General features: G+C 46.0%; 21 protein-coding genes and 1 riboswitch. Of the genes, 6 read left to right on the forward strand and 15 right to left on the reverse strand.

What is annotated here, in order from left to right; translation table 11 throughout:
* Positions 1-218: 218 nt before the first annotated feature.
* Positions 219-989 carry a hypothetical protein gene (locus E5Y90_RS13295; protein ID WP_174660438.1) on the forward strand — a complete coding sequence of 257 codons (771 nt, stop codon included), beginning with the start codon at positions 219-221 and terminating at the stop codon, positions 987-989.
* A 125-nt stretch (positions 990-1,114) separates the two neighbouring features.
* Here E5Y90_RS13295 and E5Y90_RS13300 read toward each other — a convergent pair whose 3' ends face one another.
* Complete coding sequence (locus E5Y90_RS13300) at positions 1,115-1,765, reverse strand: response regulator (RefSeq protein ID WP_151205581.1); 651 nt, start codon at positions 1,763-1,765, stop codon at positions 1,115-1,117.
* 609 nt (positions 1,766-2,374) lie between these two features.
* Positions 2,375-4,321: an acetate--CoA ligase gene (acs, locus tag E5Y90_RS13305; protein ID WP_174660439.1), complete on the reverse strand. Its 1,947-nt coding sequence runs from the start codon at positions 4,319-4,321 to the stop codon at positions 2,375-2,377.
* Positions 4,322-4,615: 294 nt separating this feature from the next.
* On the opposite strand from acs, the gene E5Y90_RS13310 reads away from it, so the two are divergent.
* Positions 4,616-5,185, forward strand: a complete 570-nt coding sequence (locus E5Y90_RS13310) for a DUF805 domain-containing protein (protein WP_151204825.1) — start codon at positions 4,616-4,618, stop codon at positions 5,183-5,185.
* A gap of 108 nt (positions 5,186-5,293) precedes the next feature.
* On the forward strand, positions 5,294-6,274 hold the full coding sequence (locus tag E5Y90_RS13315) for a mechanosensitive ion channel family protein (protein WP_151204824.1): 981 nt from the start codon (positions 5,294-5,296) through the stop codon (positions 6,272-6,274).
* Here E5Y90_RS13315 and E5Y90_RS13320 read toward each other — a convergent pair.
* The 5 genes from E5Y90_RS13320 to prfB form a co-directional block, all read right to left on the reverse strand.
* The gene (locus E5Y90_RS13320; protein WP_174660440.1) at positions 6,248-6,961 is read right to left on the reverse strand and encodes a 16S rRNA (uracil(1498)-N(3))-methyltransferase; all 714 of its coding nucleotides are present in this window, start codon (positions 6,959-6,961) and stop codon (positions 6,248-6,250) included. The two genes, E5Y90_RS13315 and E5Y90_RS13320, sit on opposite strands and share 27 nt — an antisense overlap.
* A gap of 400 nt (positions 6,962-7,361) precedes the next feature.
* Positions 7,362-8,642: a 3-deoxy-D-manno-octulosonic acid transferase gene (locus E5Y90_RS13325; protein WP_174660441.1), complete on the reverse strand. Its 1,281-nt coding sequence runs from the start codon at positions 8,640-8,642 to the stop codon at positions 7,362-7,364.
* Between the two features lie 81 nt (positions 8,643-8,723).
* Positions 8,724-9,809: an alkene reductase gene (locus tag E5Y90_RS13330; protein ID WP_174660442.1), complete on the reverse strand. Its 1,086-nt coding sequence runs from the start codon at positions 9,807-9,809 to the stop codon at positions 8,724-8,726.
* Between the two features lie 20 nt (positions 9,810-9,829).
* Entirely contained in the window at positions 9,830-10,129 is a 300-nt protein-coding gene (locus E5Y90_RS13335) for an ArsR/SmtB family transcription factor (RefSeq protein ID WP_174660443.1), read from the reverse strand.
* A gap of 145 nt (positions 10,130-10,274) precedes the next feature.
* A protein-coding gene (gene prfB, locus E5Y90_RS13340; RefSeq protein ID WP_174660444.1) for a peptide chain release factor 2 occupies positions 10,275-11,370 on the reverse strand; the annotation gives its coding sequence in 2 pieces (ribosomal slippage) (positions 10,275-11,297 and positions 11,299-11,370; 1,095 coding nt in all).
* Between the two features lie 491 nt (positions 11,371-11,861).
* Here prfB and E5Y90_RS13345 point away from each other — a divergent pair.
* The 3 genes from E5Y90_RS13345 (at position 11,862) to E5Y90_RS13355 (ending at position 14,662) form a co-directional block, all read left to right on the forward strand.
* A complete protein-coding gene (locus E5Y90_RS13345) occupies positions 11,862-12,641 on the forward strand; it encodes a putative porin (RefSeq protein ID WP_151206893.1) in 780 nt (259 codons plus the stop codon).
* A 170-nt stretch (positions 12,642-12,811) separates the two neighbouring features.
* Entirely contained in the window at positions 12,812-13,564 is a 753-nt protein-coding gene (locus E5Y90_RS13350; RefSeq protein WP_151206894.1) for a putative porin, read from the forward strand.
* Positions 13,565-13,714: 150 nt separating this feature from the next.
* The gene (locus E5Y90_RS13355) at positions 13,715-14,662 is read left to right on the forward strand and encodes an IS30 family transposase (protein WP_174660445.1); all 948 of its coding nucleotides are present in this window, start codon (positions 13,715-13,717) and stop codon (positions 14,660-14,662) included.
* A gap of 3 nt (positions 14,663-14,665) precedes the next feature.
* On the opposite strand, the gene recJ is transcribed toward E5Y90_RS13355, so the two are convergent.
* The 8 genes from recJ to E5Y90_RS13395 all read right to left on the reverse strand — a co-directional run bounded on the left by recJ (position 14,666) and on the right by E5Y90_RS13395 (position 24,530).
* On the reverse strand, positions 14,666-16,369 hold the full coding sequence (recJ, locus tag E5Y90_RS13360) for a single-stranded-DNA-specific exonuclease RecJ (RefSeq protein WP_174660446.1): 1,704 nt from the start codon (positions 16,367-16,369) through the stop codon (positions 14,666-14,668).
* A gap of 2 nt (positions 16,370-16,371) precedes the next feature.
* Complete coding sequence (gene pdxH / locus E5Y90_RS13365; protein ID WP_174660447.1) at positions 16,372-17,028, reverse strand: pyridoxamine 5'-phosphate oxidase; 657 nt, start codon at positions 17,026-17,028, stop codon at positions 16,372-16,374.
* 12 nt (positions 17,029-17,040) lie between these two features.
* Positions 17,041-18,372: a phosphoglucosamine mutase gene (gene glmM, locus E5Y90_RS13370; protein ID WP_174660448.1), complete on the reverse strand. Its 1,332-nt coding sequence runs from the start codon at positions 18,370-18,372 to the stop codon at positions 17,041-17,043.
* Between the two features lie 128 nt (positions 18,373-18,500).
* Positions 18,501-19,967, reverse strand: a complete 1,467-nt coding sequence (guaB, locus tag E5Y90_RS13375) for an IMP dehydrogenase (protein WP_151204813.1) — start codon at positions 19,965-19,967, stop codon at positions 18,501-18,503.
* A gap of 229 nt (positions 19,968-20,196) precedes the next feature.
* The gene (locus E5Y90_RS13380) at positions 20,197-20,562 is read right to left on the reverse strand and encodes a YkgJ family cysteine cluster protein (RefSeq protein ID WP_151206899.1); all 366 of its coding nucleotides are present in this window, start codon (positions 20,560-20,562) and stop codon (positions 20,197-20,199) included.
* A gap of 93 nt (positions 20,563-20,655) precedes the next feature.
* Positions 20,656-21,453, reverse strand: a complete 798-nt coding sequence (locus E5Y90_RS13385) for an MBL fold metallo-hydrolase (protein WP_151204811.1) — start codon at positions 21,451-21,453, stop codon at positions 20,656-20,658.
* 184 nt (positions 21,454-21,637) lie between these two features.
* Positions 21,638-22,213 (reverse strand): TMEM165/GDT1 family protein, encoded by a 576-nt coding sequence (locus E5Y90_RS13390; protein WP_151206900.1) that lies wholly within the window; start codon positions 22,211-22,213, stop codon positions 21,638-21,640.
* Positions 22,214-22,300: 87 nt separating this feature from the next.
* Positions 22,301-22,427, reverse strand: a riboswitch (yybP-ykoY riboswitch).
* A 75-nt stretch (positions 22,428-22,502) separates the two neighbouring features.
* The gene (locus E5Y90_RS13395; protein WP_174660449.1) at positions 22,503-24,530 is read right to left on the reverse strand and encodes a 2-oxo acid dehydrogenase subunit E2; all 2,028 of its coding nucleotides are present in this window, start codon (positions 24,528-24,530) and stop codon (positions 22,503-22,505) included.
* Positions 24,531-24,532: the final 2 nt, after the last annotated feature.

Genomic DNA, 24,532 nt, shown 5'->3' on the forward strand with positions numbered 1-24,532 from the left:
CTTGATTCATAGTCGCACACTTGGTTACAAAAATATAAGCGACTGCTTTTTATAAACTTTTTTAGAAAAAACCATTGAATAAAACTTTGGTCTTATTTTTCACCTAGCCAGCTTGGGCCTAAAAATAGAGAATTGAGAAACGATCAGTTTCCATCCAGTCCATCCTTTTCCCCCTTCTTTGGCAGCTGATCCACTTGCACTGCATAGGAGCTCTTACAATGAAACTGGTAGATGAACATGTTGCTCATGACCTGAATCAAACCCAGCAATTTCACCTGCGTTATGGAGTCAATGCTTTATTGCCTCCGATTAACTGGTCACAAGTGTTTAAAGACAGCAAATTAGATGACAATCCATATCAGGCTCTGGAAACTCTCTATCAAAGTGCTGTTCCATTGGCATTACAGGTCTTTGATGAGCTACATTTTGATGTATTTGAACCCTATGCCTATAAACCCCAAGGTCTGGGTTTGTTTGAACGGCTTGCCGAACAGGAAAACAAGCTGATTCAGTCACTTGAAACCGAAGTACAAGATTTACCTGCAAAAACACGGCACCAGATCTGGAGCATGTTGCTGCGTGGCGGAGCAGTTTTGGTGTTTAAAGCCTGGCTGGGTAAAGTCAAAAATGATAGCGACTGTCTGGACACCCAGCAGTTTGATGAACTCTCTGATTTGTTATTTATCAAAACCTGTCCGCATGAACTTGCTGAACATTTACAGGTCAATCCGAATGCACAGGAGGATCATATCTTCTTGATGTATGACAATGAAGTGTATCTGGACCGTTTTAACAGTCTGGAGACCGCCGCACTCTTTGTAGATCTGGGCGTCTATGATGCGACCTTCCTGAGCCTGCGTGATGACCGGATTGCAGAATACCTGAAGTCTAAAGGCTATGTGACCCAAGATCAGATTGATGAATTACAGTGCGCCCTGAACCCGATGTTCTGTACTGACCTGACGCAAAAACAGGACTATATTGCTTAGTTTTTTTAACTAAAACTTCATGCAATAAACTGATCGAGCTTTAAAAAATTAAGGAGTTTATTGACTAAACTCCTTAATTGGATACAGGTGGTCTTTCCTGCGCTTAAACACCCAGTCAGGCAGATTTACATTTTCTTTTCGTCAATATTGAGGGCATTGATCGCCAATACGGCCTGGGTCCGGTTTTGTACCCCCAGTTTGCGGAAAATTGCGGTTACATGCGCTTTAATGGTCGCTTCAGAAACATCCAGTTCATAGGCAATCTGCTTGTTCAACAAGCCTTCCGCTACCATCATCAGAACACGGAACTGCTGAGGTGTCAGCGACTGAATACGTTCTGCCAGTGCAGTTTCATCCGCAGCACGCGGATCAAAATTGACATTGGCGGGCAGATTTGGCGGCAACCAGATTTCCCCTTCCAGCACTTCACGGATGGCTTCACCAATATGGCTTGGGTGTGCAGACTTCGGAATATATCCCATGGCACCATGTGCAATAGCCCGCTGGATAATACTGACTTCTTCATGTGCAGACACCACAATAATCGGCAAGGATGGATATTGGGCGCGTACATGAACCAGGGCTGAGAAACCCGATGCTCCTGGCAAGTTTAAATCTAGTAGGACAAGATCAGGTTCAGGACCGTTTTCCAGACGTTCATAAAACTCATTGACTGCCGCAGTTTCATGAATCTGCGCCTGTGGCAGACTATAACGAACCGCTTGAATTAAAGCATGACGAAACAGTGGATGATCATCAACGATTAAAATATTCATAGGACGTGAGAAAGATCTTGTACACGGTAGTTCCTATTCTAACCACACAAGCCGCCAGAAGGATATGCGAGAGGCTATAATTTTTAAAATAATGGTGGTTTTTCTTTAAAATTCTCACATTGTTGAGGGATTTTACTCAATCTTGCATTCTCAGCACTTTTGTATACCCGGTTTATTTTTGCTCTCTCAGACTGGACTGAGTTCAATATAAATAGAAATTTCAATATTTTATTGCGTTACTTTTCATCCAATCTCATTTCTATACCAATGTCTCAAAATCGGCTTACTTTGCAGTTTTTATTTATTTTATTTTTACTTTATCGTGATGAATCAAGTGATCCCGAACTTGACTCTTGCTTAGTATCGCAAGATGAATATTCATCAGTCCGAATCTTTGCCGATGAGGCGCATGTCTGGCAGTCTGCACTATTTTCTAAAACGAAAGCTGGAGTTCAGACCATTTGGCCTACTCTGCCCTCTCAAACTAATCTGTATTCGGCAGGGCTTAGGCTTGGCAAATTACATGCCTCGACCCGCTCCCAAAGCGGACAGAAACCATACTTGAAATAAAAATACCGGCAGATGATGCCGGTATTGCAACGATTCAATTTAGACCGTATTGCGCTGTACTTCAGTAATCAGCTGATCAACCACCTGCGGTTCGGCTAGGGTCGAGGTATCGCCCAGACTGTCCAGCTCATTGGCGGCAATCTTTCTCAAGATACGGCGCATGATTTTTCCTGAACGGGTTTTAGGCAAAGCAGGCGCCCAGTACAAGGCATCCGGTGTGGCTACCGGTCCGAGAATTTTACGTACCCAGCCCACCAGTTCATGTCGCAGTTCTTCTGTAGTTTCAGCATCAGCCTGTAAAGTCACAAAAGCACAAATTCCCTGGCCCTTAATCTCATGCGGCATTCCGACCACAGCAGCTTCGGCAACGGCTTCATGCGCGACCAATGCACTTTCAATTTCTGCGGTTCCCAGACGATGTCCTGAGACATTCAGTACATCATCAACGCGGCCGGTAATCCAGTAATAGCCATCTTCATCACGGCGTGCACCGTCACCAGTAAAATAGGTCCCGGGATAGGTCGAAAAATAGGTTTCAATAAAACGTTCATGGTCGCCCCAGATGGTCCGCATCTGTCCCGGCCAGGAGTCTTTAATCACCAGATTCCCCTCTGTGGCACCTTCCAGCTCATTGCCATCAGCATCCACAATAGCGGGTTGTACCCCGAAGAAAGGACGGGTGGCTGAACCTGGCTTCAGGTCAGTTGCGCCCGGCAATGGGGTAATCATAAACCCGCCTGTTTCGGTCTGCCACCAGGTATCAACCACCGGACAGCGGCTTTCGCCCACCACGGTATAATACCAGTTCCAGGCTTCCGGATTAATCGGTTCACCGACCGTTCCCAAAAGTCTTAAACTGCTTCGATCACTTTCCCGCACATAGGCATCTCCTTCACGCATCATGGCGCGGATAGCAGTCGGGGCCGTATAAAGCACGGTCACATTGTGCTTGTCGACAATATGTCCGGTACGCGCCCAGCTTGGATACTGAGGCACCCCTTCAAACATGACGGTTGTTGTACCGTTGGAAAGTGGGCCATAGAGCACATAGGAATGTCCGGTAATCCAGCCTACATCTGCCGTACACCAGAACACATCATCCTGTTTAATATCAAACACTTCACGGAAGCTGCAATCCACGTAGGTGAGATAGCCACCCGTGGTATGCATGACCCCTTTGGGCTTTCCGGTTGAACCGGAGGTATACAGAATAAAGAGTGGATCTTCTGCATTCATCGGCTCTGGCGGACAGATATCATTCACCGACATGATTTCCATGTGATACCAGAGATCACGCCCGGGCTGCAGCTCAATCGGGTTACCTGTACGATGCACCACAATCACATGCTGTACCGATTCAGTGCCACTCATTTCCAGGGCGGCATCCACATTGGCCTTCAGTAGAATTTGCTTACCCCCCCGCATGCCCGAATCAGCAGTAATCACGATCTTGGCCTGACAGTCTTCAATCCGGCTGGCCAGTGAATCCGGTGAAAAGCCTCCAAAGACTACACAATGCACCGCACCAATCCGGGCACAGGCCAGCATGGCAATCGCGGCTTCAGACACCATTGGCATATATAGCACCACACGGTCACCTTTTTGGATCCCATTTTTTTTCAGTACATTGGCAAAACGGCAGGTCTCATCATGCAGCTCGGCAAAGGAAATTATCTTGTGGCGAGATGGATGATCGCCTTCCCAAATAATCGCCGGTTTATAAGGATGTTCTTTCAGATGGCGATCCAGACAGTTGGCACTGACATTCAGCTGGCCATCCGCAAACCATTCAATTTTAAAATTATCTTGGTCAAAACTGGTGTTTTTTACCTGGCTAAACGGTTTGATCCACTCCAAGCGCTTTGCCTGTTCGGTCCAGAATTCTTCTGGATGTTCAATGGATTTTTGATAACGTTCGAAATACTGCGTATCTGTGGTACGCGCGGTTTTTTTAAATTCTTCTGGTACTGGATAGATTTCTTTCATTATTCACGTCCTTGATTTTGCTCTATCTCATCACGAGAGGTTAATAGTATTGTATTCTTGATTATTTTTTGCGCATAAAGTCAGTAATAGCTGCTTATTTCAAATCCGACAATCATGCTTTCGTCGTAGAATACTTATTTAAATTCAATCATCATCATGCCAATTACAGTGATGCAAGTCTGAGTGAAGAAACTGTTCTTCAAAATAAAGCACTATTTACATCCTACTGCTTAAAAAAGAAATAAAATAGCGCTTCATCTCCAGATTTATCTTATTCAGATCAGGATCTTACCCATGAAATCGTCAGCGTCTTCCCCTCCTCCTTTATCCGTAGCGGATCGTCCCTTATCTGTTCAGGGACGATTTGGACGTCTCAGCTTTATTGCCTGGTCCGCATTTCTTCATTTTATTTTTATCTTGAGCAGTCTTGCGCTAGGTTTAGGTATGGATATTGTGAACTTTATGTCTGTCTCGACAGATCCGTTCAACACATTTTCCCTGTACCGCCTCTCCAATCTGTTTGCGCTGCTGTTGCTGGGGCTATATATTTATTTTGCTGTGGTCATCACCATACGCCGTCTGCATGACCTGAATGGCAGTGGCTGGTGGACTTTATTATGTTTGCTACCTGGGGTGAATATATTGTTTGGGCTTTATCTGCTACTGGGTCCGGGCACTACAGGCAGTAACCAATATGGCCCGCAGCGCTTGAGTCTGGTCTGGGAAAAGATTTTAGCCTGGCTGATGATTATTTTTATGCTGCTTGGCCTGTTTGCTGTTATTGCCCTGTTTTTCTACCTCGGAAGTGGAGAGGCCAGCCAGATTCCTGCAGACGTCATGCAAAAAACCACAGAATATTTTTAAAGCAGATTCAGTGATATTTGTATATATTTCTGATTTTTTAACATGACAATAATTAATTTTCAGCTGAACATCAGGCAGAATACCCCAAAATGAATACATGGAATCTTTGTGGCTGAGCAACAACATACCTTAAATCAGGTGACGGAAGGCACCACAGAACTGTTACATCAGGCAACTGAAAAAACGGCCCAGACCGTGATTGAGCATACGGCCAAATATAATGATGCTTATGCGACCATCGACAAGATTATGGAGAGTTTCTGGGAGCGTGTGCCTTATTTTTGTATCGCGCTGGTGGTGATTGTCATTTTCTGGCTGTTGTCGAAAGTTTTCAAATTTTTCGTCCGCAAAACCTTGGAAAACCGCTCTTATACCCGACAAAATCTGGTTCTGGTCCTGAACCGGGTCGGCAGTACCTTTATTATTTTCTTTGGGATACTGATCGGGCTGGTAATTGCGGTTCCCGGCTTTACCCCCGGGCAGCTGCTGAGTGCACTCGGCGTCGGCTCGGTCGCCATCGGTTTTGCCTTCAAGGATATTTTCCAGAACCTGCTCTCGGGTGTACTGATTCTACTTGGTGAGCCATTCAAGATTGGCGATGATATTATCGTCAATGGGATGGAAGGGACGGTAGAAGATATTCAGATTCGCGCGACCTTTTTACGTTCGCCCGATGGCCGCCGTATCGTGATTCCCAATGCAACGGTGTATACCAGTGCTGTGACCGTCAATACCGCCTATACCCGGCGCCGCTGTGAATTTTCGGTCGGAATTGGTTATGAAGATGATGTTCAAAAGGCCAAAGATATTATTAACGCGATTCTGGATAAAGATCCGACCATCCTGAGCCAGCCTCGATTTAGCGTCAATGTCATTGCTCTGGCCGATTTCTCGATCACCCTGAAAGCGCTCTGGTGGGTCGATACGACCGAAACTGGAACCGGAACTTCAATCAGTACCGTACAGGAACGGGTCATTCAGGCCTTTGCCGAGCAGGATATTTCAATTCCTTATCCGGTACAGGAAGTCAAAATCTATCGCGGTGAAGGCAATGACGACGCCTCAGCTCGTGCCAAACAGCCGACCTAAGACATAGGGAATAGCCGTTTCAGTACGCAGAATCCGGTTGCCCAGGCTCACCGCCTGGCAGCCATTTTTAATCAGCAAATCCACCTCATACGGGATAAACCCCCCTTCCGGCCCAATGATAACCGTGCAGGGATGCTGAATGGCAAATGGCATCGGCTGATCTGCATAAGGATGCGCCACCAAAGCTGGGCGCTCCGTATCAATCAAGCCCGGCAAGACATCTTCCACAAAAGGCTTAAAGCGCTTATATAGCTCAATTTGCGGGGCAACCGTATCGCCGGCCTGCTCCAGCCCGAGTTCAATATAATGATCCAGCTGCTGTAAAAAAGGGCTTTGCCAATAGCTTTTATCAACGCGGTAACTGTGTAATAAAATAATTTTTTCCACCCCCATCGTCACAGCATCCATCACCAGACGGCGCAAAACCTTGGGGCGTGGCAAGGCCACAATCAGTGTCACTGGCAATTTTGCAGGAATCGCCTCTTCCTGAAGTGGCTTCAACAGGACCACTGTTTCAGAAATTTCGACAATTTCTGTTAAATAGCGTTTCCCTTCCCGGATTCCGACTTTGAGCGTATCGCCTCTCTGCACATCAAGATGTTGCCATAAATGCTCCAACTGCCGTTTTGAGCGAATTGACCATAGTTCAGTTTCGGTTTGACGCGGATCAAGCAGGACGATATTCATAAAAAATCTAATTCAAAATAAAAGCTGAGCTTTAAAAAGTAAAATCAAGGAAGGGATAAAAATCCTGCAAATCAGTATTAGATATCACAAGTAGGTGACAGGGGTCGCCTGTTTCACGGTACTGCAGGGAGGCAACATCAATACAATAAAGGATTTTTGTTACTTTTAGCCCGAACAAAGTAAGTAAGATAGTCACTTTAAAAAGTAAATATCCAGCCAAATCGAATCTGGCTTATTCTAGGACTGCCTGAAATAAAGCGCTATAGCGACTTATTGGCGTGTAGGCTTTTCCCATAGGTTGGACAGCAAAAGTAGGCAAAACACTTTTATTAGGCTGATGATACTTCACTGTATCCCTGCCATCTTGCTAAATCCAGTATCTGTTATTTATTAAGCTAAATTAAAGATACTGATCAATCACCTGAATATGTCTTTCAAGCGAACCCTGATTCTGCTGCAGTATTTTCTGTGCCTGGATATTCAAAGCCTTAGCTTTTTTCGAATCTTCAAGCAATTCAATCAACACATGAGCTGCCTGCTCGGCATCCTGCACCACTTTTACTGCATCCGCCTGTATAAACTCATCCACAATTGTCTGAAAATTAAAATAATTCCGACCTAAAATAGTGGCGACATTCAGTGCAACCGGTTCCAGAATATTATGCCCACCGCCGGGCTCATTCAGAGAACCTCCCACATAACAGGCCTGACTCAAGGCATACCAGAGCCACATTTCGCCCATCGAATCCGCCAGATAGACCTGCGTATCGAACTCGACCTGTTGCCCCAGGCTACGGCGCTGAGTGGTTAAACCCAGCGATTGCGCCGCCTCAAATACTTCATCAAAACGTTCCGGATGCCGTGGGACCACAATACATAACAGTTGAGGATTGGCCTCCAAGGCAGGCTTTAGGGCTGCCAGCAGCTGCTGCTCTTCCGGAGCATGGGTGCTGGCCAGTGTCATGATCTTCCGCCCTTGCAAAGTCCAATCCCGATTCATCTGCTGCGCCTGATCAAAAAAGACGGCGGGTGCAGAAATATCAAATTTGATATTCCCCAAAACCCGGGTTTTTTCGGCAGCCATACCCAAGCCGATATAACGCTGCTGGGTGGCGATGTCCTGAGCCAACAGACCGCTCAACTGCCTTAACATCCCCCGGGTCAATCCCCGGACTTTGGCATAGCCTTGAGCCGACTTTTCAGATAATCGGGCATTCAGCAATAAACAGGGCACTTTAAAGTTCGGTGCCTGATCAAGCAAATTGGGCCAGAGTTCCGTTTCCATCAATAACAGCAGTTTAGGCTGATAGAGCTGATAAAACTCGCGAATCAGGCGTTTCTGGTCGGCCGGTAAATACACCGCCTGGAATAATTCCAGATAAGGTACTTTTAAAAATAAGGATTTGGCTCGCGCCTGTCCGGTCTTGGTGGTATTGGTAACCAGAACCGGGTGGCCAAGCTTCAAATAATGCTCGATTAGGGGCTGGGCTGCATTGGTTTCCCCTACCGAGACCACATGAAACCAGATCGTCTGTAAATTTTTCGGTGGTTGAAAAGGACCGAAACGTTCCAGCAGTTCTTGTTGTAATTGCTCAGGACTGGTCGCACGTTTACGAATACGGGATCGATAAAGCGGTTTAACCAGAGATAAGGCTGCGTTATACCAAAAAGGAGTAGCCACACTGCCTCCCAATAGAGATTTAATCGGCAAAATATAACAGAGCCACATCGACATGTTAATCAGTGTGACTCATTTTCCAGATTATGCCGTGGTGCTGAATATTGCTGTTTCTGTCAAAGCAGGATAGTCAATATAACCTTCAGCGCTCTGGCTACCGATCATATTTTCAAAGTTCAGCTCATTGAGTGGTGCATTCTGAACCAGACGCTCATATAGATCAGGATTGGCAATATAAGCTTTCCCAAAAGAAACCGCATCTGCCTTGCCTGAAGCCAGCAGCTCCACCGCATCTTCCCGGTTTAGGCGCATATTGGCAATATAAGGTACCCCATTGGAGCGCTGTTTCATCTCCTGCGAAATACTGTCTTCAGCCAGATATTCACGGGTAAAGAAGAAAGCAATCTGACGCTGGCCCAGCTGCTCCATGACATAGCCAAATGTTTCACGTGGATCATCGTCACCCATATCATGTTCATCACCGCGTGGTGCCAGATGTACCCCTACCCGATCTGCGCCCCACACTTCAATCAGCGCATCCATCACTTCCAGCAGGAAGCGTGCCCGGTTTTCAACTGAGCCGCCGTATTCATCTTCACGCTGGTTGGTCTTGCTTTGCAGAAACTGGTCAATCAAATAACCATTCGCGGCATGTAATTCTACCCCATCAAAACCGGCTGCTTTGGCACGAATCGCTGCCTGCCGATATTGTTCAGTAATTGCATGAATTTCTGAAATTTCCAGTGGACGCGGCAGTACATAAGGACGTTTTGGGCGCAGCAAACTGACATGACCTGTCTGCTGGATAGCACTGGCAGAGACTGGTGTTGCCCCATTTAATAAGTCCGGATGTGACACACGCCCGACATGCCAAAGCTGGGCAACGATTAGACCGCCTTTGTCATGAACTGCCTGAGTAATCCGTTTCCAGCCTTCCACCTGAGCATCATTAAAGAGTCCGGGTGTATTTAAATAGCCATTGGCTTCTTCGGAAATCACCGTGGCTTCAGAAATGATCAGACCTGCGCTGGCGCGCTGTGCATAGTACTCTGCCATCATGGGCGTTGGAACACGATCATCACTTGCACGGCTCCGGGTCAGGGGCGCCATAATGACACGGTTCTTAAGTTTTAACGCACCCAGCGTTACCGGAGAATTTAATTCAGCCATCGTTACTCCCACCTGCTTGATTAGAGGTGTTGTTGTATATATTCGACAAACTGCTGAATTAAAGTTTCATTACGCGAAAAATACGACCATTGCCCATGCTTGGTTGCAGAAATCAGGCCTGCCTGTTGCAGCACGGACAAATGATTGGACATGGTGGACTGTGACACCTGGCCTAAACGCTCAATCTGGCCTGCGCAGACCCCACGTTGAAAATAATCACACTCTTCCGCAGGCAAATATTGCTCGGGTGACTTTAACCACTCCAGAATCTGCCGACGGGTCGGATTGGCCAGGGCTTTAAAAATGAGATCAAAATCCATAAGCACATCACTATCTGGAGCGCAACCAAACTTTATTCAACATCCACCCCATTATATCGCATTTTTTCGATTTATATATCGAAGAATATAGATATAAGAGTTATAGCCTGTAAAAGTCTGATTACACTCGCTTTTCAACCGTATCTTAGAGACCCTGTTTCAGACTCGCTTCGATAAACTTGTCCAGATCACCATCCAGTACAGCCCCCGTATTCGAGGTTTCTACACCGGTACGTAAATCCTTGATGCGCGAATCATCCAGTACATAAGAGCGGATCTGGCTGCCCCAGCCAATATCTGACTTGGAATCTTCCAGTGCCTGCGCAGCTTCATTACGCTTGCTCATTTCCAGCTCATAAAGTTTGGCACGGAGCTGTTTCCAGGCATGATCACGGTTGGCGTGTTGGGAACGCTGGTTCTGACACGCCACCACAATTCCGGTTGGCATATGGGTCAAACGTACCGCAGAGTCGGTCTTGTTAATATGCTGACCACCTGCGCCCGATGCACGATAGGTATCGGTACGTACATCTGAGGGATTAATATCAATTTCGATATTGTCATCGACTTCCGGAGAGACAAATACCGCAGAGAATGAAGTATGACGGCGATTACCGGAGTCAAATGGGGATTTACGTACCAGACGGTGCACACCCGACTCAGTACGTAACCAGCCATAGGCATACTCACCTTCCACACGAATGGTGGCAGATTTAATTCCCGCCACATCTCCGTCAGACTCTTCCATCAATTCTGCTTTAAAGCCATGACGCTCAATCCAGCGCAGGTACATACGCAGCAAAATCGACGCCCAGTCCTGAGCTTCTGTACCGCCTGAACCGGCCTGAATCTCGACATAGCACGGATTTGGATCCATCGGGTTATTGAACATCCGACGGAACTCAAGCTTGGCCAGCCCCTCTTCAGCAGCATCCAGCTCGGCCTGTACATCCTCAAGCATTGCTTCTTCATCGGCCTCAACAGCAAGATCCAGCATAGCCTGAGCATCTTCAAGCTGGATGGCCAGACCATCCAGTACATTTAAAACATTCTCAAGTTCGCCTTTTTCTTTGGCCATGGCCTGAGCGCGATTCTGGTCATTCCAGATCGCCGGGTCTTCTAATTCACGCAGGACCTCTTCTAAACGCTCTTTTTTCAGATCGTAGTCAAAGATACCCCCGTAGTGTTTGACCACGTTCGTTCAAGTTTTTTAATTGGTTTAGATACGGATTAATTTCCACGCGAATTACTCTCAGTCAAAATTAGGCATAAAATTTTTAGTTTATTATTATATCACACTCTTTTTAGGCAATTGAGCCAGCTCTTCGCCCAAGCTCTTGAAGATGGACAGGTTTTATTCTGAATTGATCTTGCTGTTAAATTTGGTTTATTTTTCACAAAAATAAAACTCACTATCTTGCAAAATATAGAGTCAAAAAGCTGCTTATCTGCCCCCTAAACCGATTCAATTTCAATATCAAAGCTCCATCCCAAACTGGATAAAAAATCAGCACTTTTAACACCTTCCACAATATCCACACAATTTTAATAAAACAAAACAATTAATTTTTATTTTTTATATTCAAATACTTATTAAAATATACTTACACAAGATTACATTAATCACATTATGGTAACTTTCATAAGATTGACGATTGTTCGAATTGCTCTAGACTGAAAGTTGTAACAAAAGATTATTAAATTAAGCCCTAATTCAGAGGGGAGTATCCGCATGAAAAAACTAGCAATCACTTCAGCACTACTTTCAGTATTCGCAATCACTGGTACAGCGGCTCATGCTTATCAGGCAGAAATTGGTGCATCAGCAGGACTTATCGATCCTGATCATGGTGGCTCAAGCGGCTCTTTCGGTGTTGATGGTACCTATTACTTTAATCCGGTCCAAACACGTAATGCACCCTTAGCCGAAGCGGCTTTCCTTGATCGTGCCAGTAACGTCAGCGCTCAATATCAATATGATGAAGTGGGTGATTCTGAAGCGCATCGTTATGGCGTAGGAGCAGAATATTTTGTACCGAATTCAGACTTCTACCTGAGCGGTAACATCAATGGGCATGATCTTCAAGACAACGATGATTTGGATAATGATTTAACCACTTATGCTGCAGAAGTCGGTTATCTACCAGCACCTGGCCTGTTAATTGCTGCCGGTGTAAAAGGCTGGGACAATGATGATGATGACGGCGTAGATCCAACATTACGTGCAAAATATGTTACTACGCTCAGCAATGGTAAAGATATTAATCTAGAAGCGGGTGCAGCTTTTGGTGATCTGGATGAATACAATCTGGCAGCAGATTACTTTATTGATAAAACCATGAGCGTGGGTGTTGATTATCAGAATAATGATCTAATGGATCAAAATGAATTTGGTATCAATGCGCGTAAGTTCATTAGCCAGCAAGTCAGCCTGGAAGGTCGAGTGGGCTTTGGTGAAGCAGGAAATAACGACTACAACAAATTTGGTGTAGCAGCAAAATACCGCTTCTAAGCTAAACCCTAATCCAGTTTTTATAAAAAACCCATCCTCGGATGGGTTTTTTGCGTTTCCAGACCGTATTTAGATCTTTTTGGTACATTGACTGAGCATCTATTATCTGTACAATTCGTTACAACTGTTCATCAAACAGTCATATTTTTATAACAAAGAGAGAAATCTAAATGCTTAAGAAACTTACTCTTGCTACAGCACTTATTGCTAGCCTAGGAACCGCTCACGCTTATCAAGCTGAAGTGGGAGGTACTATTGCTCTTGTTGATCCAGATAATGGAGATACTTCTACTGGTTTTGCAATTGATGGGACTTACTACTTCAATCCAGTTCAAGTTAAAAATTCGCCTCTTAATGAAGCAGCATTTTTAAATCGTGCAAGCAATATCAATGCAGCAGTTTCTTATATTGATTACGATTTATTTGATGTCACTACATTTAATGTAGGTGTTGAATATTTTGTTCCAAATTCAGATTTTTATGTAAGTGGTAACATTGGTCAATCATCTACTGATACGCCAATTGGTGATGATGATACAACTCTGTACTCAGCAGAACTAGGTTATTTACCTGTTCCTGGTCTATTGGTTGCGGTTGGCTTGGCAGGTTATGACAATGATGCAGGCGATGATGTCGATCCAACTTTACGTGCAAAATACGTAACACAAGTGGGTCAATACGATATGAACTTTGAAGGTGGCGCAAGCTTCGGTGATCTAGATGCGTATAACCTAGGCGCGGACTTATACCTCGACAAAACTTTCAGTGTTGGTCTAGGATTCTCCGATTCTGACCTAGAAAATAGTGATGTATTTACTATTCGTGCGAAGAAATTCTTTACTCAACAAGTTAGTCTAGAAGGTTCAATTGATTTTGCTGATGAAGGCAATATCTTTGGCGTACGTGGTGCCTACCGCTTCTAATCACTGCGATTAAAAGCAAAAAAACCGCTCATTGGAGCGGTTTTTTAATTTCTTGGATTCTCAAATGAAGTGCAACAGAGATTAAATTTTGGGAAGGAAGCAAGATGAGCTAGCATTTTGCTTCCGACCGACCAAAGTCAAAGTTGCATCATGAACTATACTCATCTTACTCAAGAAGAAAGATATCAGATTTCTACATTGTTACGTGAAGGTTTTTCTAAGCGTTATATTGCTTGGAGGCTAAATCGCTCACCTTCCACTATTTCCAGAGAAATAGCACGCAATCGAGCAAGGAATGGTTACTTCGCTCAACATGCCAATAAATTAGCTCGCAGACGGCATTGTCCTAATCCTAAAAGAATCTCTCGAGAGGTTTGGGCACAAGTTATGGCTTACCTTGAACTTCAGTGGAGCCCCGAACAGATTGCTTCTCATGTTTCAGTCAGCCTGCATTCCATATACAGGTTTATACAGCAGGATAAAAGCAGAGGTGGTGTGCTCTTCCGCAACTTACGTTTCAGAAATCAAAGAAAGAGGAAATATGGCTCCATTGAGACTCGTGGCCAACTGACAAACCGCAAAAGCATTCACGATCGACCTGCTGAGATTGAGCAGCGCTCTCGCTTTGGTGATTTGGAAATAGATACGATAGTTGGCAAGAACCACCAACAATCCCTGGTTTCAATTGTAGATCGGAAGACAGGTTATCTTTGGCTGAAAAAGTGCAGTACGCGCAAGGCTGAGGAAGTTTGCCAGGCTACGATCAGATTATTGGAACCGATCAAAGCGCACCTAAAAACAATTACCGCGGACAATGGTAAGGAGTTCAGCCTGCATGAGTATGCTGCTCAGGAATTAGATGTCGACTGGTATTTCGCTGATCCCTATAGCGCCTGGCAGCGAGGAACAAATGAAAATACGAATGGATTGATCAGACAATATATTAGAAAAGGCAGTGACTTGAATGACTATACGGATGCATACATTGCAGAAATTACTCAGCGCTTGAATCATCGCCCAAGAAAAAGACTCGGCTTTAAAAGTCCGAGTCAGGTATTATGGCAACAACATGGTGTTGCACTTCAAATGCTAATCTAAGTTTTATTGCTCTAAGTGCAGAATCCGCATTTGCAGACTGACATTACCATTAAAGATATTTTTATCCAGTTCGTACACCAAACGCACTTGATCTTGCATCGGATCAAAACAGTATTTATCAGCAGCATTAAAGGCAATCGCATCGACCACCTGACCATTGTTCAACGCCACACGCAGTTTTAAATGTATATCCTTGAGCCAGCGATAATCCAGGATCTTAAAGACCCCATCAAATACTGGTGGCGGAAATTTTTGTCCCCAAGGAGAAATCGTCTCCAGCAGTTCAACCGTTTGCAGGTGGAAGTCAGCCGACGCCAACTCACCATCTGTCCAGAGTATCGCCGTAAACAGGCTTTCATCCTGACTGGCAATCAACTGTTCAAAGACCTGTTTAAATTCAACAAAATGCTGCTTTTGAATCGTCAGACCTGCCGCAGCGGCATGACCACCGAAATGGCTGACCAGATGCGGATACTGTTCAGCCACCCGTTCAATCATGTCGCGGATATGAATGCCTTCAATCGAGCGTGCTGAACCCTTGATATGAATGCCGTCATCGTCGGCAGCAAACACGATACTTGGCCTGTGGAACTGTTCTTTTAAACGGCCTGCCACAATTCCAATCACGCCCTGATGCCAGTGTTCTTCAAACATGATTAAGGCTGCAGGCAGTTCGGTTGCATCTAGCTGGATTTTTTCCAGCTCAACCAGCGCTTCCTGCTTAATTTTGCCTTCTACCTGACGCCGTTCCAGATTGAGCTGATTCAACTGCTCCGCCAAAGGATAGGCCCTCGCGAAATCAGATGCGATAAGACATTCTATTCCGATGTCCATGGTTTCCATACGACCTGCGGCATTAATCCGCGGTCCCAGCACAAAGCCCAGATCCTGTGCTTTTAAAGTTGCTGCATCGCGGCCAGAGATTTCGAGCAAGGCACTGATTCCCGGGCGACACAGCTGCTGTTGAATACGCTTCAGGCCGGCATCGATTAAAATCCGATTGTTATAGTCTAAGTTTGCCACATCGGCATAGGTGCCCAGCGCAACCAGATCCAGATAATGGGTAATAACAGTAGAAGATTTACCTGACTTCTTACGCTGGGTAGAAAGATTGGCCAGCACATAAAATGCCACCCCCACCCCTGCCAGTGCCTTACTCGGAAAATTACAGCCCAACTGGTTGGGATTAACCACCGCTTCTGCAGGCGGTGTCGGCTTGGTCGTTAAATGGTGATCGGTAATGATGACCTGCATGCCATGCGCTTGGGCCTGCTTCACTCCCGCATGGCTAGAAATGCCGTTATCTACGGTAATCAGTAAATCCGGTGTGAATTTGGCAAAGGCCAGATCTGCGATCGCCGGAGTCAGACCATAGCCATACTTGAAACGATCCGGCACCAGATAATGCACATCCGCGCCCATATCACGTAGTGCCAGCACCATAAGAGCAGTACTGGTTGCGCCATCGGCATCATAATCACCAACAATTACAATCTTCCGCCCGGTATCAATGGCCCGGTCTATTATTTGGATCGCTTCAGGCAAGCCTTGCATGGTCGGAGCCAGCAGGTGCTTTAGTTTTAGTTCGAGCTCCTGTTCAGACGCTACACCCCGACGTGCCAGAATATTAGCCAGAAAAGACGGTACGCCCTGAAAATTTTCAGGACGTGCCAGAAATGGACGTTGTTTGATTTCAGGTTTTGACATGATCAAGGCATTAAACGCTGTAAAGTCCAGCCTTCCTCGGTTTGAGTATAACTGAGGCGGTCATGCAAACGGTTGGGCCGGCCCTGCCAGAACTCATAATAATCGGGTTGCACACGATATCCGCCCCAAAATGCCGGCTTATCCAGCTGTTCCTGATTTGCCAGCTGATCGTGCAGATCCCAGAAACGTTGCTGTAATGTTTCCCGGTTGGCAATCGCGCCACTTTGCGGCGTACTGACATGCGCAGCGATCTGACTATCACGCGGACGTTTATGATAATAATCCGTAGACTCTTCTTCGGCAATTTTCAACACACGGCCAGAAATCCGAATCTGACGCTCCTGCTCCTGCCAGTAAAACAATAATTCGGCATACGGATTTTCTGCCAGATCTAGGCCTTTTTGACTGTCATAATTGGTATAGAAGTCATAACCAGCCTCAGTTGCACCACGTAGCAACACCGTACGTACATGAGGGCGACCCTGTGCACTTGCCGTAGCAAGCGACATCGCATAGGGTTCATGCAAATGCGCTTCCAGAGCGTGGTTGAACCATTGCAAAAACTGCAGATGCGGATTTGGATTGACGAGGTCTTCGTACAATTCACCCTTTTGATAATTCAGACGCAGTTCACTGAGATCTTTGATTACATCAGTCATATCATCACCTTGTTAAGCTGCATGCTGACGTACAGCATCTGCCAGCGAATGAGCCAAAGTATTTACTTCTTCCAGGTTCTCGCCTTCGACCATCACCCGGATCACAGGTTCTGTACCGGATTTACGAATCAGCAAGCGTCCACGGCCTTTCAGCTGTTCTTCAGCTTTGGCAAATTCAGCGGCCAGTTCAGGGACCGCATAGGGGTCGAACATCGCCTGTAAACGCACATTGACCAGGACATTTGGCAACAGTTGAAAATCAGCCACCAGTTCATGCAAGGCTTTTTTCTGCTCGACCATGACGGTCAGAACTTGCAAGGCAGCAATAATGGCATCGCCTGTGGTGCTCTTGTCCAGAGTCAGAATATGGCCTGAAGGTTCGCCTCCAATAGACCAGCCATTTTCTTCCAGACCTTGCAGGACATAACGGTCCCCGACCTTGGCCCTCAAGAATGGAATATTGGCTTTTTCCAGAGCCAGTTCCAGCGCCATATTGCTCATGAGTGTACCCACGATCCCGGCCGGTTTTTTCGATGCCTGAGTCGCCAGGATATACAGAATATGGTCACCATCAATCAAGTTGCCTTGCTGATCCACCAGTATGACTCGGTCAGCGTCACCATCAAAGGCAATGCCCAGATCAGCCTGGTGCTCCACGACTGCTTGTTGCAGGCTTTCAGGATGGGTAGAACCACAATCTGCATTAATATTCAGACCAGTAGGCGTGTTGTGGATCGCAATCACGCTTGCACCCAGCTCACGGAACACTGCTGGTCCAACGTTGTAGGCCGCGCCATTGGCGCAATCTACCACTATCTTTAGTTCATTCAAATGCAGATGGTAAGGAAAAGTCGATTTACAGAATTCGATATAACGGCCATTGGCATCTTTGACCCGTACACTTTTACCCAAGTTGGCGTTATCTTCAATTGCCAGCTCTTTTTCAAGCTCCTGATTAATTTCATCCTGTAGGCAATCGGGCAGTTTTTTCCCCTCACCCGAGAAAAATTTAATACCGTTATCAAAATAGGGATTATGCGATGCGGAAATCACAATCCCCAAACTTGCGTGCAGGGCACGAGTCAGATGGGCAATGGCAGGGGTTGGCAAAGGTCCGAGCAAATGTACGTAGACCCCAGCAGCATTTAGACCGGCTTGTAGTGCTGACTCCAGAATATAACCAGACAAACGTGTATCTTTACCCAGGACCACCAATGGTTTGTTTTTTTGGCTGTAGCGCTTTAATACTTTCCCTGCCGCAAAGCCCAGTTTCAGGGCGAACTCAGGAGTAATGGGCAATTCACCAAATTTTCCGCGAATACCATCGGTACCAAAATAACTCATGTTTTGTCTCACTTCTTATCTTAGCGGGTGATTTACATCATCCTTTTTTCATTCTGCAACACTGTACACCAAAACAAAAAAGCCGTCATGAATATGACGGCTTTTTTAGCAACCACCCTGCAGGAAAATTAACCTACACGGTAGTTTGGTGCTTCTTTGGTAATTGTCACATCATGCACATGCGACTCAGACATGCCGGCAGACGTAATTTTCACAAACTTCGCATTTTGACGCAGGTCTTCAATCGTTTCTGAACCGGTATAACCCATTGAAGAACGCAGACCACCCATCATCTGATGTACGATATTGCCCATTGGACCTTTATAAGGTACACGGCCTTCAATGCCTTCTGGTACCAGTTTCTCGGCACCAGCTTTAGCGTCCTGGAAATAACGGTCAGCAGAACCTGTTGCACCCGCCATTGCACCCAGTGAGCCCATACCACGGTATGCCTTGTAATAACGGCCCTGGAAGAATTCAACTTCGCCAGGAGCTTCTTCAGTACCCGCCATCAATGAACCGACCATGATTGTACTTGCACCCGCACCAATCGCTTTGGCCATATCACCAGAGAAACGGATGCCGCCATCTGCAATCAATGGAATCTGATCTTTCAAGGCACTCGCCACAGAATCAATCGCAGAGATTTGTGGCATACCAATACCCGCAACGATACGTGTGGTGCAGATTGAACCTGGGCCAATACCGACCTTCACAGCATCCGCACCCGCATCCAGAAGGGCCAGTGCCGCATCACCTGTTGCGATGTTACCGCCAATGACCTGAACTTGTGGATAGTTGGCTTTCACCCAGCGTACACGCTCAATTACACCTGCAGAGTGACCATGTGCCGTATCTACTACAATCACATCAACGCCAGCTTCAATCAGGGCTTCCACACGGCTTGGTGTTTCGATCCCCGTACCCACTGCTGCACCGACACGTAAATGACCCAGATCATCTTTACAGCTATTCGGATAAAGCTCGGCTTTACGGAAATCTGTAACGGTAATCAGGCCTTTTAATTCCTGCTGTTCGTTTACCACCAGGACTTTTTCAATACGATGCTGTTGCAGTAAAGCCTGAATATTTTCTTTGGACTCACCTTCTCGAACCGTAACCAGACGATCCTGACCCGTCATAATATTGCTGACAGGCTGTTCAAGATTCGTCTCAAAGCGTGTATCACGACCTGTAACGATCCCGACCACTTTGCCATTTTTAACAACAGGCACACCACTGATATTATTCGCCTGAGTCAGGGCAATCAGCTCACGTACTGTCGTTTCAGGGGTAACTGTAATCGGGTCTTTCACCATGCCTGCTTCGAATTTCTTCACACGGCGTACTTCGGCTGCTTGTACAGCAATATCCATATTCTTGTGCAGAATACCGATACCACCATTCTGCGCCATAGCAATGGCCATACGTGACTCAGTCACCGTATCCATAGCTGCAGACACAAGAGGAATATTCAGGTTAATGCCGCGAGTCAGGCGTGTCTTTAGAGAGACATCTTTTGGGAGGACAGTAGAGTAGGCAGGGAGTAATAGGACATCATCGAAGGTTAACGCGTCTTGAACGATGGTCAACATAACAGTCTCACTGGTAATTTCCGTGCGCTATTATAAACAAATCTTGCCCTAAATTTCATTGTAATTGCGAAATTTATTCGTCTCAATCTGTACTTATTTTTAATTATCTGACAAAAATATTCAATTTTATTGTTTAATCAACGGGTTAATTATTATTCACCACCTCTAGACTGGCTTGAATTTTAAAACCAGCAGGACCTGAATCCTGCTTTTTCAGTTGGCCGCTGTATTAGCCAACGCGCTCGAAACTGTCGTCATTTTCTGCTTCATCTGCCCCAATCTGGATAAAGGGAATCATATTGTGTGCCAGACGGGCCTTATTGCACTGGGCATCAGCAACTTGTACCTCTTTGCAGGAAGAACTGCGCAGCTCATACATGCCACAGCTGACCTGCTCACCCACCGTGCCTTCAAGGGCAATGCAGCGCGGATTATTCTGATTGGTTCCAGCCATACAGGAATATACTGCAGTCACCGGTTCTGTGTAGTGCTCCGGCATCGGAATCCCCTCTGCCCAATAAAAAGAAACCCGGAAATAAGCGCAACATGCGCCGCAGCTCAGACATGCATCCTGTGTTGGAACTTGAGATAACATTTCGTATAAATTCTCGTCATCAATTTTTTTTGTGAAGAGAAAATATAAAAAATGTTGTTTTTCCACTCAAGAAAAATTTTGTATTTTCTTGCCCTATTCAGGACAGGTAAATACAGTCTCGTCCATCAGGTCCGTGCCGCATTCCAGAGTTTCAATCCAGTCCAAGAACTGCTTGATCTGCTCTTTTCCAACAAATGGTGTGCCATGCTGCGGTACGATCATTTCCACATCCATCTTGCGCACCATATTCACCCATAAACGGATGATCTTGTTATTACACATATAGCGCTGATGGAAAGCTTTCATCTTTGGAATATGTGCGGCAAAATTTTCCAGCGGCCGAGATGCATCCTCCACCATCGAGGCCCCCATATCTCCCGAGAATAAAATTTTTGCGATCGGATCATAGAACTGGAAGTTTCCAACCGAATGCAAGAAATGTGCAGGAATAGCCACAATCTTCGACTGGCCAAGCGTAATCACCTGACCATGATCTGGCAGTTCTACCAGACGATCCAGCCAGTTGCCTTTCATTCGCTCACTCATAAAGGCCGAGTTCAGATGCGGTAAAAAGCGCGCCCAAAGCTTAGAGGCCACCACTTTGGCATCGGTATATACCAGCCAGCGCGGCATGGAGGTAATAATATCCGGGTCCTGATGCGAGGCCATCACATAATCCAGATTGGTCAAACGGGTGTATTTGTTCAGCTCCATGGTCAGCGGAACATAAGTTAAATCACCGCCTGGATCCAGCACGGCAGCGCGCTCATTGTCCAAAATCAAAAATTGATTGGCCTGGACACCTTCGCCTTTAACAAGACTGGTAAAACTAATACATTTATGTATCCCATTATCAAACAAGACTTGCGATGTGGTGCGCTCGAAGGCCATTCATAATCCCCAATTTTTAAAATTTAAAATTACTTTTTCTTAACTCGTATAACATATAAGGAATAAGTTAAACTTACAATCAAAAAAACTCGACAGATCACTTTATTTATCAATATTTTGAGATAAATTTGGCAATAAAAAATCCTGAGTTTTCAGCTCAGGATTCATACAACTTTTGTTGGGCCTAGAAAAAATAATGCTGGACCAGTGTGCCCACCCCGATAACCAGAAAAATCGCCGCGCCAATTTTATGAATCAATTCAATTGGTAATTTATGTGCCAGCTTGTCTCCAATAAAAACAGCCGGTGCATTGGCCAGCATCATGCCTAAAGTAGTGCCCAGCATGACCCAGAAAACACTATCGAAACGTGCTGCCAATGCAACAGTCGCAATCTGGGTTTTATCTCCAATTTCTGCCAGAAAAAATAAAACAAAAGTTGCCCCAAAAACGCCAAATTTTTGCCATTTATTGATACTGTCGTTTTCATCTCCCAACTCATCGGGAATAAGCATCCAGACAGCCATCGCAATAAAGCCGATCGAAACAATCCATAACAGGATTTCAGGTCCGATGACTGTGGTGACCCATTGCCCCAGCACAGCAGACAGGCCGTGATTAATGAGGGTCGCCAATAAAATGGCAAGCAGGATGGGAGCGGGTTTTCGAAAACGTGCAGCAAGAAGTAGTGCAAGCAGCTGGGTCTTATCGCCCATTTCGGCCAAGGCAACAATAACAGTCGAAAGCAGGAATTCGTACATGTGATTTTTCTCTGGCTGGCATGTTTTACCGATGACTTACCGCTCCTGCCAGCCAAAATGTGCAGAGGGTAAATCAAAGGTCTTGCCAACAAAAGAAGCTTAGAAAAGCTGATTTGGTGTTTTGCTATGATGACCATGCCCGTTTTAGGACAAATATGTTGACCATCACCCTTTGAACTTGCGTCAAAGGCGGCTACTCCCCAATGAAGTGCTGTGATTATAAGCAAGAACTGGCTGTTTTACAAATTAAAAACCCTGCCGAAGCAGGGTTAGTGTTTTAAGCTATGCTCTAGAGTAACAGAGTACGAATATCTTTTAACAACTGGGTCAGCTTATGGGTAAAACGGGCGGCATCTGCACCATTAATCACACGGTGATCATAGGATAATGACAACGGTAACATCAGGCGTGGATCAAAACCTTCTCCGTTCCAGACCGGCTGCATGGTAGCTGGAGAAATCCCCAGAATAGCCACCTGCGGCCAGTTGACTAATGGTGTGAATGCCGTACCTCCAATTGAGCCCAGACTGGTAATGGTAAAGTTTGCCCCCTGCAAGTCTTTTGGAGACAGCTTCTTGTCACGGGCTTTCTGACTCAGCTCACCAAGCTCGACTGCAATCTGCTTAATGGATTTCTGCTCCGGATGACGCAACACAGGTACAGTCAAGCCCTCAGGGGTGGCGACCGCAATCCCCATATGAATTTCGTTACGCAGCAATATCGCTTTGCCCTCATCTGACAGGTGAGCGGCAAACTCACGCTCTTCTTGTAGCAGGTGTGCTACTGCCTTGATGATGAATGCCATAATAGTCAGGCTTAAACCTTCTTTCTTAAAGTTGCCTTTCAGTTCATTACGCCATGCTTCAAGTTCAGTAATGTCAGCTAAGTCGAACTGCGTCACTTGCGGAATATAATTGTTGAGTGACAGCTGTGGAATAGATACTTGCTGTAATCGCGTCAGCGCCTTCTCCTCTACCCCACCGAAAGCATCAAAGCTTGGCAGCTTTGGCAAGCCAGACGCCACGGCAGCAGCTGGCGCAACTGAAGCGGTTTGTGGTGTAGTCAAACGCATTTTCACATAAGCCACTAGGTCTTCTTTCATCAGACGTGCATGCGGACCGGATGCCTTGACATCGGCCAACACCACGCCCAATTCACGTGCCAACTTGCGTACAGCAGGACCTGCATAAACTTGAGCATTGGCAGCATTCTGTTCTTTGGTCAGCTTGTCTGCATTATCAGACGTCGCGACTGCTTGATTAGAAGATGCAGCTGGCGCTGGTGCTGCATTTGTAGCAGGCACTTTTGATTCTTCTGCTGCTTTTGCTACTTCTGCCTTGGCTGCAACAGGAGCAGCTTCTGCTTGCGCTTCAGCTTCAATCGTCAGCAGTGCAACGCCTTCAGAGACATTTTGTCCCAGCTCAACATGAATGGCCTTGATCGTGCCTGCGGCTGTGCTTGGCACTTCGACTGTGGCTTTGTCCGACTCAACCACGATGATGCTCTGGTCTTTTTCAACCGTATCACCGACCTGAACCAGAATTTCAGCCACAGCTGCTTTATCGACACCTAGATCAGGTACCATCACTTCCACATCACCAGCAGGTGCTACTGAAGTTTGCGGCGCTTCGACGGCTTTCTCCTGAGTTTCCGGTTGAGTGACTTCGGCTTGAGGTGCTTCTGTTTGTGCCTGCGCTGCCGAAGTCGCAGTTTTCACTTTAAGAATCACCACCCCTTCTTTAATCGTGTCGCCTTCTTTGATGTCGATGGACTCTACTGTGCCTGCAACCGTACTGGGTACTTCAACTGTTGCCTTGTCTGATTCCACCACCACGATGCTTTGATCGAGCTCAATTTGGTCGCCGACAGACACCAGAATCTCACCGACAGTGGCTTTTTCTACACCAATATCTGGAACCTGAACATCGACCACTTCCGAGCCTGCTTGAGCCTCAGGCGTAGCAGACGTTTTTGGCTGATGCGATGCCAGCTCCTGCATGAGCTCTTGATCCGGCAAAGAGGTTGGGGTATTTTCTGAAGTTTTTTGAGTAGCATCGACTTTTTGCGACTCAACCACATTTGAAGCATCATCTTCTGCGGTCAGTTCAATCAGGAGAGTACCTTCAGTAACTTCATCACCCTGATTCACCAGAATATTTTTAACTATTCCCGCTGAAGTACTGGGCACCTCAACCGAGGCTTTATCAGATTCCAGCAAAACAATACTTTCATCAATTGCAATGCTATCCCCTACTTTGACCAAAATCTCGGCAACCGTTGCCTTGTCCACCCCAATATCAGGAGTCGTAATTTGCATGC

The sequence above is a fragment of the Acinetobacter sp. 10FS3-1 genome (assembly GCF_013343215.1).
GTDB classification, from domain to species: Bacteria; Pseudomonadota; Gammaproteobacteria; order Pseudomonadales; family Moraxellaceae; genus Acinetobacter; species Acinetobacter lwoffii_C.